This is a genomic window from Caenispirillum salinarum AK4, from assembly GCF_000315795.1.
Taxonomy (GTDB): domain Bacteria; phylum Pseudomonadota; class Alphaproteobacteria; order Rhodospirillales; family Rhodospirillaceae; genus Caenispirillum; species Caenispirillum salinarum.
Window position 1 is genome coordinate 21,668 of the sequence record NZ_ANHY01000031.1, and the last position, 13,512, is coordinate 35,179.

Consider the following 13,512-nt stretch of genomic DNA (forward strand, 5'->3'; position numbering starts at 1 on the left):
CCATGCGCCGCTGGATCGCCATTCCCCTCCTGGCCCTGGCACTCACCGCCTGTGACGACGGCGCCACCACCGCCGAGGCGCCGCCGCCGGTAGAGCCGACGCGCGAGGCCATCACCCACTTCGGCCGCATGATCCTGGTCGACCACGACGGCCCGCGCGGCCAGATCCACCTGGAAAACGGCGAGGTCCTGTGGTTCCCCGCCGTGCGCGATGTGAAGGCCTTCACCCTGCTGCCCGAGGAAAGCAAGGACGTTGCCGCCATGTACGTCTCGGACATGGCGACGGCGCAAAGCTGGGAGGAGCCCGACACCTGGATGCCCGCCCGCGACGCCTTCTACGTCATCGGCAGCGACGCGCGGGGCGGCATGGGCATGCCCGAGCCCGTGCCCTTCTCCGACCGCTCCGCCGCCGACGCCTTCGCCAACGAGCGCGGCGGCGACGTGGTGATGTGGGACGACATTCCCGACGACTACATCCTCAGTTCGCCCGAGGAGGGGACGGACATGGACATGGGCATGCACATGAACATGGACCGCGGGGAGGGCCACCAATGAGCCTGAGCCGCCGCCGCTTCATCTCCATTGCCGCCGGCGCCGGCGCCGCCGCCCTGGCCCTCGGCGGCGCCGGCCCCGCTCGGGCGCGTGCCGGCGGCGGCCTACGCCGCTGGACCGGCACCGCCATGGGCGCGCGGGCGGAGATGATCCTTCCCGCCGCCGCGATGGACCTGCTGCCGCGCCTGCGGGCCGAGATCGACCGGCTGGAGGACGTCTTCAGCCTCTACCGGCCCGACAGCGCACTGTCACGCCTGAACCGCGACGGTGACCTGGACGCGCCGCCCCTGGAACTGGTGGATGTGCTGGGCCGGGCGCGCGCCGTCTCGACCCTGACCGACGGCGCCTTCGACGTCACGGTCCAGCCGCTCTGGGCCCTGCGCGCCCGCCACCTCCAGGCGGGCACCGAGCCGACGCCGCCGGAGGTCGCGGCGGCGCGGGCGCTGGTGGACTGGCGCGGGCTGCGGGTGGACCCGGCGCGCATCACGCTCGCCCGCCGGGGCATGGCGGTGACGCTCAACGGCATCGCGCAGGGCTACGTCACCGATCGCGTGGCCGACGTGCTGCGCGGCGCGGGTCTGGAGGGTGTCCTTGTGTCCCTCGGCGAGACACGGGCGCTTGGCCCCCATCCCGACGGTCGCCCGTGGACGGTCGCTCCGGGCGCGGATGCCGAGCCCCTGCCGCTGCGGGAGGGGGCGCTCGCCATCACCGAACCGGCGGCATCCGGCGGTCATGTCTTGGACCCGGCGACAGGCCGCGCCGGTGGCCGGCTCCGTCGCGTGACGGTCCAGGCGCCGACGGCGACCACCGCCGACGCCCTGTCGACGGCACTTGCCCTCGTGCCTGCCGCGCGGCGGGACGCCGTCGCGCGCGCCGGCGGCGCGACGGCGGTCTGGGCGCTGGACGTATAAGCGGCAGGCGCCCGCCGGCCTTTGCACCGGCGCGTCCGGCTTCTACCATCCCGCTCCTGCCCCTTCTGTTTCGGATCGGACGCGATGGATGACCTGACCTGGGCGCGCGCCCTTCATGTCCTGGCCGTGGTTCACTGGATCGGCGGCGTCGCCATGGTGACGGCCGTCATCCTGCCGGCGGTGCGGCGCCTGGGCGCGCCGGGGGACCGGCTGGCCCTGTTCGAGGCCGTGGAGGGACGGTTTTCCCGTCACGCCAAGATCTCCGTGACCCTGGCCGGCCTGAGCGGCTTCTACATGACCGAGCGCCTGGACGCCTGGGACCGCTTCGCCGATCCTGGCTTCTGGTGGATGCACGCCATGGTGCTGGTCTGGACCCTCTTCGCGGTCGTCCTGTTCATCGCCGAGCCCCTGGTCCTGCACCGGTGGATCCACCGGCGCGCGCAGGAACGGCCCGAGGCAACCTTTACCCTGGTCCAGCGGGCCCACTGGGTCCTTCTGATCCTCAGCGCCGTAACGGTCGGAGCCTCCGTGCTGGGCGCCCATGGCGTGCTCTTCTGAGCCGCACCACCATGAGGACCGCCAGCGTCACGACCGCGCACAGCAGGCCGGCCCACCAGCCGACGACGCCATGCCCGTCCGACAGCATCCATCCAACCGGCATGCCCACCAGCCAATAGGACGCCAACAGCAGGACCAGCGGTCCCCGCACATCGCCGCGCCCGCGCAGGTAGCCGGCAATCACGATCTGGACGGCGTCGAATACCAGGAACAGTCCGGCCACCACGAACAGCTGCGCCGCCAGCGCCTGAACGGCGGGATCGGCCGTGTACCAGCCTGCCACGGTGTCGGCGAACAGAAGCACCAGGACGGCAAGGCAGGCCGACAGGCCGCAGCCCAGCATGAGGCCGGCCCCAAGCTCCCGCCCTGCCGCCGCCTCGTCGTGCCGCCCCATGGCGGCGCCGACGCGGATGCTGACGGCGACGGACAGAGAGGCCGGGATCATGAACAGCGTCATGGTCAGGTTGAACGCCACCTGGTGAGCCGCCAGAGGCACGGCCCCCAGCCCGCCCACCAGCACCGCGACCGTGCTCAGCGCCACGTACTCGCCCAGGAACATCAGCCCGACCGGCGCTCCCAGGACGAGCAGGGCCGCCACCGCCCGGCCGTTGAACCCCTTGGGCGCCCGCCGCAGCCGCGCCCGGCCGTACCGCCGGGCCCGCTGCGCGCGGGCCGCCATCGCCCCGCCGCCGACGGCGAAGCCGATGCCGGTGGACAGCCCGATGCCGGCGACCCCAAGCCCCGCGCCATACATCAGGACGGCGTTAAGCGGGATGTTGAGGGCGAAGACGAACAGGGCCACCAGCATGGCCGGCCGCGTGTCGGAATGGCCGTCGCAGAAGTACCGAGCCGCCGCCCACAGTCCCATGAACGGCAGGCCCGGAGCGACCAGGCGCACGTAGTCGGTCACTGGCTCGACGATCAGGGGGTCGACACCCGTCCACGCCAGGCCGAGCGGCGCCAGACCCCAGAGCAGGAGCCCCGCCACCGCGCCCAGCACCAGGCCGAGCCAGGCTCCGGTGACCGCCTCGCGCCCGGCCTCGGCATGGCGCCGGGCGGCGACATGGCCGGCGATGGACGGAAGCATGACATACAGGGCACCGCCGATGAACGTGGTCGCCGGCACCCACAGCGCCGCCCCCAGTCCCACCGCGGCAAGGGCCGTGGCATCCAGGCGGCCGGCCATGATGGTGTCGGTGGCCGCAGTCGCCATGTAGGCCAGTTGCGTCACCAGGATGGGCAGCGCCAGGCGCAGAACCCGCGCCCCCTCTCTCCGCATTGGATGTCCCCGCGTATCCTCCCGGTGCGTCTGGCGCAGCCGGGCTCTGTCGATGGTTATTGTGCGAACGCTTCGCATTTGCGGGAACACTATGCCAGAAGCGGATCACGTGCAAAGGGTTGCGGGCCGGCGGGCGCATTCCGCGGCGGCCGGTACCTCAGAAGGCGCGGCCAAGGGCGATTGCTTTCCCGGCAGCGTCGTGGCAATGCTGATGAAGATGCTGGCAGGGACGCAACGCAATGGGCCGGGACGGTTGCTTGAGTCCGTCGTTGATCGCCTTCACGCAAGGCGGGGTCAGCATTCGCGTGGCGTCACGCACAGCGGGCGGCCATGCCGTGGTCGGGCGGGCGCATGCCGCCATTCCCATGGCCGAACCGGGCCGGCTGCTGATCGTCCTGCAGGCGCATGCCAATGCCGAGGTCCTGCGCGCGGTGACGGAGACCGGCTCGATCGCCGTCGTGTTCACCCAGCCGACCACGCACCGCTCGTTTCAGGTCAAGGCTGCCGACGCCGTCGTGACGCCGCCCGCGGTCGGCTGGCGCGAGGCGATCGAGCGGCACGCCCGCGCCTTCGCCCTGGAGCTGCGCGAGATCGGCTTCACCGAAACCTTCATCGGCGCCTACAACGCCTGCGATGCCGACCGGCTCGCGGGCATCACGTTCACCTGCGCCAGCGGGTTCGATCAGGCGCCGGGGCCGCACGCCGGCGAGCCCGTACCGACATGACGGCGCCTCCCCTGACCCTGGATGCCATCCGCACCTGCCTGGAAGGGGTGGTACCCGCCAGCATCGCCACCTGCGACGGCGACGGCGTGCCCAACGTGTCGCTGCTGTCGCAGGTCCACCACGTGGACGACCGGCATGTCGCCCTGACCTACCAGTTCTTCAACAAGACCCGCCGCAACATCCTGGCCAACCCCTATGCGGTGCTGCAGGTCATGGACCCGCTGACCGTCGCGGAATACCGCCTCCGCGTCCGCTACCTGCGCACCGAGACCGCGGGTCCGCTGTTCGAGACCATGAAGGCGCGGCTGGCCGGCATCGCCTCGCACTCGGGCATGGCCGGCGTTTTCCGGCTGCTGGGGGCCGACATCTACCGCGTGCTGGAGATCGAGGCCGTGCCAGGCGCGCCGCTGCCGCCGCAGCCCCCGCGCAGCCTGCTGCCGGACGTCCGCCGCACCTGTCAGCGCCTGGCCGAGGCGGCGGGCCTGGACGACATCCTGGAGGAGACGCTGGCGGCGCTGCAGGCGCGGTTCGGCATCGACCACGCCATGATCCTCGTGCTCGACGAAACGGGCGAGCGCCTGTTCACCGTCGCCAGCCGGGGCTATCCCCGGTCCGGCGTCGGGTCCGAGGTGGCGGTCGGCGACGGGGTGATCGGCGTGGCGGCGCGCGAACGCACGCCCATCCGCATCACGCATTTCACGACGGAATACGCCTACAGCATCGCCGCCGGCGCCGGCAGCCCGCCAGCCGACGAGATCCCCTTTCCGGGACTGGCGGAGCCGCACAGCCAGCTTGCGGTTCCCATCGCGGCGGGCGGCCGGCTGTTCGGCGTCCTGTTCGTGGAAAGCGCGCGAGAACTGGCGTTCTGTTACGAGCACGAGGACGCGCTCGCCACCATCAGCGCCCAGATGGCGGCCCTGATGCTGGCCCGCGCGCCCGGCGCACCGGCGGCGGACCCCGCCGGCGCCACCCCCGCGCCCGCCGCCGGCCCGGCCGCCGTGGTGCGCCATTATCCCGCCGACAACAGCGTGTTCATCGACCACGACTACCTGATCAAGGGCGTGGCGGGGGCCATTTTCTGGAAGATGATCCGCGACTACCTGCGCGACGGCCGACAGGAGTTCTCCAACCGCGAACTCCGCCTCAGCCCCGAGATCAGGCTGCCCGGCCAGGCCGAGAACCTGGAGGCCCGCCTGATCCTGCTGCGCCGCCGGCTCGCGGAACGGTGCGACGGCGTGCGGATCGAGCCCGCCGGACGCGGCCGTGCGCGGCTGGTGGTGACGCGACCCCTGGCGCTGGACCAGAAGGCCCCCGCCTAGATCCGGCGCCGCCCATGCGCCGCCGCCGTGAGCGTTCTTTTAGGATTTCGCGACGGATCACTTAGCAACCGCCGCACCCGTCGCGGGGCTAGTCTCCGGTCCACACACTTCCCGGACCAGGAGACCACGATGAGCCTGCCCCGCTACGACATCTACCGCCCCATCCACAAGGGCCTGCGCGCCTTCATGGCCGAGACCATGGTCGCCGTCGGCCGCATGGACGCCGCCGACGCCGCCGACACCGCCGACGTGCTGGCGCGCGTGCGCGGCCTGGTGGACATCTGCCACGGCCACCTGCGGCACGAGGAAGACCACGTCCACCCCGCCATGGAGGCCCGCGCGTCCGGCTCCGCCGCCGGGACGGAAACCGAGCACCTCGACCACCGCACGGCCCTTGACGCCGTGTCGCGGGCGGCGGAGGCGGTGGCCGCCGCGCCCTCGCCCGGGACCCGCGCCGAGGCGGGGCATGCCCTGTACCTGACCCTCGCCCGCATGGTCGGCGAGAACCTGATGCACATGGACATGGAGGAACACCAGAACAACGCGATCCTGCGGGCGGCATACACCGACGCCGAACTGCACGCCGTCGAGCAGGGCATCGTCGCTTCGCTCGCGCCCGAGGAGGCGCAGGTGATCCTGCGGTGGATCATTCCCAACCTGACCCCGGCGGAGCGGGCCGACGCCCTGAGGGCGATGCGCGGCGGCATGCCTGCGCCGGCCTTCGAAGGCCTGCTCGCCATGCTGCGGCAGCACCTTTCGCCGGTCGAGCGCGCCAAGCTGGACGCCGCCCTGGCGGCGCCGGCCGACGCCGCCGCGGCGGCTTGAGGAGGAGCATGGCCATGCATCTCCTTGATCTCATGGACGCCCTGCGCCGCATGACGCTGATCCGCGCCTACGAAGACACGCTGGTAACGCTGCTCTCCCAGGGCCGCGCCGGCGGCACATGCACCTCGGTGGGCGGCGAGGCCTCGGCGGTCGGCGTCGTCTCGGCGCTGGCGCCCGAGGACCTGATCCTGACCAACCACCGCAGCGCCGGGCACCTGCTGGCGCGCGGCGCCGATCCCGGCCGCCTGCTGGCCGAGGTGATGGGCCGGCGCGACGGATATTGCGGCGGGTTCGCCGGCTCCCTCCACGTCTCCGCCCGCGAGCTGGGCGTGGTGCTGACGTCCACTATCGTGGGCGGCGAACTGGGCCTGTGCACCGGCGTCGCCCTGTCGCAGAAGGTCCTGGACAAGCCGGGCATCGTCGCCTGCTTCTTCGGCGACGGCGCGGCGGCGGAAGGCCGCTTCCACGAAAGCCTGAACCTGGCCGCTGTGTGGGAACTGCCTGTCCTCTACATCTGCGAGAACAACGAGTGGCAGGCCTACGTCCATCGGCGGGAAACCATGCTCGGCGACGGCATCGCGGCCCGCGCGGCGGCCTACGGCGTCGACAGCGCCTCGGTCGACGGTTGCGACGTGGCGGCGGTGTTTGACGCCGCCGCCACGGCGGCAGACGCCGTGCGGAGCACCGGGCGACCGTTCCTTCTGGAGACGCGCGGCTACCGGCTCCGGGGCCACCTGGAGCCCGACGACCAGGCCTATGTGGACGCCGCGGAACTGGCCCGGTGGCGCGGGCAGGATCCGCTCGACGTCCTGCGCCGGCGCCTGGAGGAGGCCGGCCTTGCGCCCGCCGAACTGGACGCCGTCACCCGCGAGGCGGAGGCCCGGATGGAAGCCGCCGTCGCCTTTGCCGATGCCAGCCCCCTGCCCGACCCCGCCCGTCTGCTCGACACCGTCTACGCCTGACCCGAGGCTGCCATGATCACCACTGAAAGCACCGTCCGCCAGGTCACGCTGGCGCAGGCCATCGGCGAGGCCCTTGCCGAGGAAATGCGGCGTGATCCCCGCATCCTGATGTTCGGCGAGGGGACCGCCACAAAACGGCCCGACCTGGTGGCCGAATTCGGTCCGGCGCGGGTGCGCAACACCCCGCTGGCCGAAGGCATCATCGCGGGCACCGCCGCCGGGGCCGCAGCGACAGGCCTGCGGCCCGTGGCCGACCTGCTGTTCGCGCCGTTCCTCTGCTATGCCATGGACGAGATCGTCAACAGTGCCGGCAAGCTGCGCGGCCTGTCGGGCGGGCAGTTCGCCTTTCCCATGACCATCCTGGCCATGACCGGCGCGGGGTGGGGAGTGGGCGCGCAGCACAACCACAACGTCGAAGCCTGGTTCGTCCACAGTCCCGGCCTGAAGGTGGTGATGCCCTCGACGGCCGGCGACATGAAGGGCTTGCTGAAAACCGCCATCCGCGACGACAACCCCGTCCTGGTGTTCACCGACATCGGCCTGCTGGAGCAGGCGGGGCCGGTCACCGACGCGGCAATCCCGCTCGGCCGGGCGGCCCTGCGCCGGGAGGGGGACGACGTGACGCTCATTTCCTACGGCAAGACGGTGGCGACCTGCCTCGACGCGGCGGCGCGGCTGGCGGAGCAGGGTATGTCGGCTGCCGTCCTGGACCTGCGCAGCCTCAAGCCGCTGGACGAGGCGGCGATCCTGGCGTCGGTCCGCCGCACCGGCCGTGCCGTCATCGTCCACGAAGCGGCCGCGCCTTGCGGCGTCGGGGCCGAGGTCGCGGCGATCCTCGCCGAGAAGGCGTTCGCGGCCCTGAAGGCGCCCGTCGTGCGGCTGACGGGGCCCGATGCTCCGGCACCCGGCAACTTCATGCTGGAACAGGCCCTGCTGCCTTCGCCCGATGCCGTGACGGCGGTGGCGGCACGCCTGTGCGCCGGCCCGGTGCCCTGCCCCGCATGACCGGAGCCGTCGCCGCGCCGCGCTGCTCGACCTTGAGCATGGCGGCGCGGCCCGCCGTCCGGCTGCGGCCCGGCGGAAAGGGCAAGGCCGCTCCGGCACCGTTCGGTGAACCGGTTCACAGCACTTGCCAGGAGGACGGGGCAGGATCGGGGCAGTTCCATCACGGCACCCACAGGAGGCCGCCATGCCGATCCCGCACCTCTTCACCCGCCAGTCCCGGTTCGAGGCCGATGCACGGTGGGAGCACGACGTCGTTTACGTCAAGCCGCTGGGCGACGCGGTGGCGATCCACGCACCCGACGGCCGGGAACTCGGCCGCTGCGAGGACTGGGCGTCCGCCCGCATCGCGGCCGCCGCCCAGGATCTGGTCGCCCTCAGCGTGCACTGACGGTGACGGCGCGCCTCAACGCACCGTCACCGTGATCTTGCGCGACACGATGGGCGGGTCGTGCATGACGTGGTCATGGTCGCCCATCACCAGTTGCAGCGTGTAGCGTCCCGGCGGCAGGTCGAGGCGGGTTTCCGTCTCGCCGGCCCCGAAGTGCAGGGTGTTGCGGTCCGCCGGCAGGGGTTCGCCCGCCGGCGGCAGGTCGCTGTTGATCAGCAGGTGATGGTGCCCGGTGTTCTCGTGCGCCACGCCCTTGGGCGCGACGCCCATGCCGCGCAGGCCGAACCACACCTTGAACGGGCTGCGCACGCGCTCGCCGTCGTTGGGCCAGCCGATGTAGAGATAGGCATTCTCCGGCGCCGGGGTGAGCTTCGGCGCGTCCTCCTGCGCAAGGGCGGAGGCCGCCGGCACCGCGATGGCAAGGCCCAGCGCGCACAGGGCCGCACCCAGGCCGTGGACGGGATGGCGGAACATGGTCATCCTCCGTGTCTGTCGTTGGCCGGCTCAAGGCACGGTGATGGTGATCTTCTCGGACACCAGCGGCGGGTCGAACATGTAGTGGTCATGGTCGCCCAGCACGAGTTGCAGCGTGTGCCGCCCCGGCGGCAGTTCGATCCGGGCCTCTGTCTGGCCGCCACCGAAGTGCAGGTGGTTGCGGTCGTTGGGGATGGGCTCGTCGGCCGGCGGCAGGTCGGTGTTGATAAGCACATGGTGGTGCCCCGCCCCCTCCTGCGGGATGGTGGCGGGCACCACGCCCATGTTTTCCAGCCCCATCCGCAGCCAGAACTTGCCGCCGTTGATGACGGTGCCGTCCTTGGGCCAGATGATGTAGAGGCGTGCCCCCTCGGGCGCCTTCGTGTTCTGCGCGAGAACGGGGGCTGACAGGCCGCCGGCGAGCAGGACGGCGGCGGCGAACAGGGCGGCGCGCTTCATGGCGGTCCCTCCGCATGTGGTGATTACGGAGCCATTATGGCACGCACCGGCGGGGCGGTTGGTGTGGCAGGCGGCGTGCAACGCTACATCTTCATGCGGCTGCGCTCCCCCAACGAGGCCGCGCCGGGCTACGCCTTCCGCCCCGCCGCGCGAAACGCCCGACGGCGTTATCCTTGTCTGCATGTCCGGCATCGCACGATACAGAACCGGCCCTGGCCGCGCGTTGGCCATCGCCCTGACCGCCACCGCCGCGGGCGCCGCTCCGGCCTTGGCGGAGGGGGTCGTGCTGTCGTCAACCGCGCCGGGCATGACCGTCGGGCGCGTCCTGGCCGACAGCGAACGCCTCGACCTGCCCGAAGACACGGTGACCACCGTGCTCATGCCCTCGGGACGCATTCTGCGCATCGGCGGCCCCTATGAAGGAGCGCTGCCCGAGCAACCGCAGGAAACGCGCGGCTTCACCCTCATCGGCGACTGGCGCGGCGTCGACCTGAGCGCGCTGGGCGGCACGCGGTCGCTGGGCGGTCTGCCGGAGGACACCCTGCACAGCCTCGACGGCGGCCCGGTGACCATCGACGCCGCCCGCGCCGGCACCTGGTGCCTCGGCCCGGAGACGCCGGTGCGGATCGCGCCGCCGCCGGGCGGATCGGGCACGCTGACCCTAGCAGGCGAAAGCGGCGGGGCGGCGACGCTTTCCTGGCCGCCGGCGCAAGGTCCGCAGCCCTGGCCCGAGGCCGTGCCGCTGGGCGCCGACTCCATGGTGGAGGCGCGGTGGGAGGACGCGGCAGACGGGCATCCCATGCGGCTGCGGCGGCTGGACGGCGAGACCCCGGCGGCCCTGCTGGCGCGCTGGGCGCTGGTGGGCTGCGTGCAACAGACGGCGCCGCTGCTGGAGGCCGTTGGCGGCAGCTTCACGCCGCTGTCGCTCTACCTGTCCAGCGATCGCGGCCGTACGCCGCGCTATGCCATCGGCGAGCCCATCTCGCTGGTGCTCCAGACCAACCGTGCTGCGCACCTGTACTGTTTCCTCAACCGCGACGGCGCGATGCTGCCCCTGTTTCCCGGACCGGCCGGCCACATCCGCACCGACGGCCACGAGGCGATCCGCGTCCCCGGCCCCGACCTCACCATGCGGCTCGACGCGGGGCCGCCGCCGGGGCAGAGCGAAATCCGCTGCCACGCGACGGAGGAAGACGTCGCCCCCGCCGTCGCCGCCGTCCTGGCCGAGACGCCGGCCGACGAGGCAGGGCGGGCCCTGGAGGCGCTGTTCCGCGACCTGGGCGACACGCAGGTGGCGGCCTCGCGGCTGTTCGTCACCGTTTATTGATCCCGAGCGACGCAAGAAAACGAGCACGTGTCGCTCGGCGAGGCCGACTGGCCGCCGCGCCTTGTGGCGCGTGAGCCTGCGTGGCGCTTGAACGCAGGGACGACGATCTAGCTCGTCGTCGCGCATAAATGCCATGCGCGGAAAAGCACCAACGGGTGAACCGGTTCACAGTGGGCCATGCGGGATCGGCCTAGGGTGAGGCCATGGATCGAGGGCAACGGGCCCGGAAACGATCCAGCCACCGAACCCAAGGAGACGAGCCATGACCATTCGCCGCACCCTCTTCGCCGCCCTCGCCACCTCCGTCCTGCTCGCCGGCCCGGCGCTGGCCGACGGCGGCTACAAGGGCAAGTCCTACCTGCCCGGCGCCAGCAGCAGCAATGTCGTGCAGTCGCAGAACACCGCCGCGGGCATCGGCAACCACGCCGCCCAGGGCGTCACGGTGTACCAGTCCGGCCAGTCCGCCCCGTCGTGGAAGGCGCCGCGCTTCAGCACCAACCAGGTGTTCTCGGGCAACACGGCCGCCGGCATCGGCAACCACGCCACCCAGGGCGTGGGCGTGATGCAGCAGGGCACCAAGGGCGCCTTCAGCAGCTTCAATGCCGTCTCGTCCCAGAACACGGCGGCGGGCATCTTCAACCGCGCCGACCAGAACGTCTTCGTGCAGCAGAAGTAGGCGGCTACCTCCTCCCGACCGCCATCCGCTTAAGCCCTCTCGCCCGGCCGGAGCCCTCCGGCCGGGCGTATGCTTGTGCGGAGCGACGGCACCGGACAGGCGGCGGAGGTGCAGGCATGAAAACGGGCCTCGGCGCGAGGCTGCTGGCGGCGGCGATCCTGACGGTGGCCGGCTTCGCGCTGCAGGCGCGCGGCGCCCCGTGGCTCGGGCCCGACGCCGCCCCGGTGAACGCCGTCGCCCGCCTTGTCGGCGGCATCCTGGGTTGGCTGGCGCTGGCGTGGGTCGGCATCTGTCTGGTGGACATCGCCGTAAGACGCCTGTCGGCGCTGGGCCGTCCCGGCGCGCCGCCGCCCCGCCTGGTGCAGGACCTGGCGCGGGTGGTGCTGCTGGGCGGAGCCGTCATCGCCATCGTCGGGCTGGTGTTCGACCAGCCGGTGGCGGGACTGCTGACCACATCCGGCATCCTGGTGGTGGTGCTGGGCATCGCACTGCGCAACATGATCGCCGACGTCTTCGCCGGCATCGCGCTGAACATGGAACACCCCTACCGCATCGGCGACTGGATCGAGGTGGCGCCGGGCCAGGTCGGCCGGGTGGAGGAAATCAACTGGCGCGCCACCCGCCTCATCACCCGCGACGAAACGTCGCTGGTGGTGCCCAACGGGCTGATCGCCGGCAGCCATTTCATCAACTTCAGCTATCCTGAGCGCCACTATCGCAAAACCCTGCGCCTGCCCATGGACCCGGCGGCACCGCCGCAGCGGGTGAAGCTGGTCCTGCGCACTGCCGCCCTGGCCGCCCCCGGCGTCCTGCGCGACCCGGCGCCGATCGTCCAACTGGAAGGCGTCGACGAAGCCGGGGCCGTCTACCTTGTGCGCTACTGGGTGGCCGACGGCGCGGACGAGAACCGCTGCCGCGACGCCGTCGTCGGTGCGGTGCTCGACGGCCTGCAACGGGCCGGCATGACGGCCGCCTTCCCGCGCCGCGCCGTCTCCATGCTGCCCCGCCCGCGCGAGACCGCGACCGGCTCCACCGCGCCCGCCGCGCCGCTGGCGTCCATGCTGGGACGGATCGACCTGTTCCAGGCGTTCGAGGAGTCGGACCTGCGCGCCCTGGCCGACGCCGCCCACCGCCGCCGCTTCACCGCCGGCCGCGCGCTGGTGTCGGAGGGTGAGCCGGGGCGCTCGCTCTACCTGCTGACAGAGGGAATCCTCGACGTCCGGGTGGACCGCGACGGCGGCACCGTCAGCGTCGGCCGGCTCATGCCCGGAGCCGTGTTCGGCGAGTTCTCGCTGCTGACAGGTGCGCCGCGCGCCGCGTCGGTCGTGGCGGAGACCGACGGCGTCGCCTTCGAGATCGACAAGGACCACCTGGCCCCCATCCTGCGCAGCCGGCCGGAGGTGGCGGCACAACTGGCCGACCTCATGGCGGCCCGGCAGCGGCGCACGCGGGAACGGCTGGAACCAGCGGAAACGGTCGCGGCGCCCCAGGGCGGGGCGCCGGACCGTCGGGATCTGCTCGACCGCGTGCGCGGCTTCCTCGGGCTGTGAGGGAGGACCCTGCGATGCGCGTCCTCCCCGGCTTGAATGCGCTACCGCACCCGGAACTGCACCCGACGGTTGGCCGGAGCCTCGGGGTCGCGAGTCAGGGGCTCGGTCTCGCCCTTGCCGACGACAGACAGGCGCGTCGCATTCACGTTCCAGACCTGCACCAGATAGCCGGCGACGGCCACGGCGCGGCGGTGGGACAGCGTGGCGTTGTAGGCGTCGGAGCCGGTGGCGTCGGTGTGCCCCTCGACCACCAGGGACAGGTCGGCCTCCTCGCGCATCAGCTCGCCCAGACGGTCCAGGAACGGGCGGGAGCCGGGCTGGATGGCTGCGGAGTCGAACGCGAACTGGATGCGGAAGCCAATGGCATCCGGCGCCTTGGCGGGCGCGGCCTTCGCCTCCACCGGCTCCGGCGCGGGAGCGGGCGCCGGGGCGGGCGCGGGTGCCGGGGCGCGCACCACCGGCGCGGCCACGGGCTCGGCGGGGCGGGGCCCCCCGGGGGGGGG

Annotated in this window: 16 protein-coding genes; 12 read left to right on the forward strand and 4 right to left on the reverse strand. The window is 72.2% G+C overall.

Annotation, left to right across the window (positions count from 1 at the left end; translation table 11 throughout):
- The first annotated feature begins 2 nt into the window (after positions 1–2).
- From C882_RS21510 to C882_RS21520, 3 genes are all read left to right on the forward strand, one after another.
- Complete coding sequence (locus tag C882_RS21510; protein ID WP_009542804.1) at positions 3–554, forward strand: nitrous oxide reductase accessory protein NosL; 552 nt, start codon at positions 3–5, stop codon at positions 552–554.
- A complete protein-coding gene (locus tag C882_RS21515; RefSeq protein WP_009542805.1) occupies positions 551–1,462 on the forward strand; it encodes an FAD:protein FMN transferase in 912 nt (303 codons plus the stop codon). Before C882_RS21510 ends, C882_RS21515 begins: the two co-directional genes overlap by 4 nt.
- Positions 1,463–1,546: 84 nt before the next feature.
- Positions 1,547–2,020: a membrane protein gene (locus C882_RS21520; RefSeq protein ID WP_043647125.1), complete on the forward strand. Its 474-nt coding sequence runs from the start codon at positions 1,547–1,549 to the stop codon at positions 2,018–2,020.
- Here C882_RS21520 and C882_RS21525 read toward each other — a convergent pair.
- Positions 1,965–3,299, reverse strand: a complete 1,335-nt coding sequence (locus tag C882_RS21525; protein WP_009542806.1) for an MATE family efflux transporter — start codon at positions 3,297–3,299, stop codon at positions 1,965–1,967. The two genes, C882_RS21520 and C882_RS21525, sit on opposite strands and share 56 nt — an antisense overlap.
- Positions 3,300–3,604: 305 nt before the next feature.
- On the opposite strand from C882_RS21525, the gene C882_RS21530 reads away from it, so the two are divergent.
- The 6 genes from C882_RS21530 to C882_RS21555 all read left to right on the forward strand — a co-directional run bounded on the left by C882_RS21530 (position 3,605) and on the right by C882_RS21555 (position 8,523).
- Positions 3,605–4,024: a hypothetical protein gene (locus C882_RS21530; protein ID WP_152415459.1), complete on the forward strand. Its 420-nt coding sequence runs from the start codon at positions 3,605–3,607 to the stop codon at positions 4,022–4,024.
- On the forward strand, positions 4,021–5,343 hold the full coding sequence (locus C882_RS21535) for a GAF domain-containing protein (RefSeq protein WP_009542809.1): 1,323 nt from the start codon (positions 4,021–4,023) through the stop codon (positions 5,341–5,343). The genes C882_RS21530 and C882_RS21535 overlap by 4 nt, the downstream gene beginning before the upstream one ends.
- A gap of 129 nt (positions 5,344–5,472) precedes the next feature.
- The gene (locus C882_RS21540) at positions 5,473–6,168 is read left to right on the forward strand and encodes a hemerythrin domain-containing protein (RefSeq protein WP_009542810.1); all 696 of its coding nucleotides are present in this window, start codon (positions 5,473–5,475) and stop codon (positions 6,166–6,168) included.
- A gap of 14 nt (positions 6,169–6,182) precedes the next feature.
- Complete coding sequence (locus C882_RS21545; protein WP_236262731.1) at positions 6,183–7,130, forward strand: thiamine pyrophosphate-dependent dehydrogenase E1 component subunit alpha; 948 nt, start codon at positions 6,183–6,185, stop codon at positions 7,128–7,130.
- 12 nt (positions 7,131–7,142) lie between these two features.
- The gene (locus C882_RS21550; RefSeq protein WP_009542812.1) at positions 7,143–8,135 is read left to right on the forward strand and encodes an alpha-ketoacid dehydrogenase subunit beta; all 993 of its coding nucleotides are present in this window, start codon (positions 7,143–7,145) and stop codon (positions 8,133–8,135) included.
- A gap of 184 nt (positions 8,136–8,319) precedes the next feature.
- A complete protein-coding gene (locus C882_RS21555; RefSeq protein ID WP_009542813.1) occupies positions 8,320–8,523 on the forward strand; it encodes a hypothetical protein in 204 nt (67 codons plus the stop codon).
- Between the two features lie 15 nt (positions 8,524–8,538).
- On the opposite strand, the gene C882_RS21560 is transcribed toward C882_RS21555, so the two are convergent.
- Positions 8,539–8,997 carry a DUF4399 domain-containing protein gene (locus C882_RS21560; RefSeq protein WP_009542814.1) on the reverse strand — a complete coding sequence of 153 codons (459 nt, stop codon included), beginning with the start codon at positions 8,995–8,997 and terminating at the stop codon, positions 8,539–8,541.
- Between the two features lie 30 nt (positions 8,998–9,027).
- Positions 9,028–9,456: a DUF4399 domain-containing protein gene (locus tag C882_RS21565; protein ID WP_009542815.1), complete on the reverse strand. Its 429-nt coding sequence runs from the start codon at positions 9,454–9,456 to the stop codon at positions 9,028–9,030.
- A gap of 283 nt (positions 9,457–9,739) precedes the next feature.
- Here C882_RS21565 and C882_RS21570 point away from each other — a divergent pair, with 283 nt between their 5' ends.
- The 3 genes from C882_RS21570 (at position 9,740) to C882_RS21580 (ending at position 13,009) form a co-directional block, all read left to right on the forward strand.
- On the forward strand, positions 9,740–10,783 hold the full coding sequence (locus C882_RS21570; RefSeq protein ID WP_160166803.1) for a DUF4384 domain-containing protein: 1,044 nt from the start codon (positions 9,740–9,742) through the stop codon (positions 10,781–10,783).
- Between the two features lie 262 nt (positions 10,784–11,045).
- Complete coding sequence (locus tag C882_RS25170; protein ID WP_009542817.1) at positions 11,046–11,459, forward strand: hypothetical protein; 414 nt, start codon at positions 11,046–11,048, stop codon at positions 11,457–11,459.
- 116 nt (positions 11,460–11,575) lie between these two features.
- Positions 11,576–13,009, forward strand: a complete 1,434-nt coding sequence (locus C882_RS21580; RefSeq protein ID WP_009542818.1) for a mechanosensitive ion channel family protein — start codon at positions 11,576–11,578, stop codon at positions 13,007–13,009.
- 41 nt (positions 13,010–13,050) lie between these two features.
- Here C882_RS21580 and C882_RS21585 read toward each other — a convergent pair.
- Positions 13,051–13,512 (reverse strand): OmpA family protein (locus C882_RS21585; protein WP_160166804.1); only part of this gene is annotated, 462 nt, incomplete at its 5' end.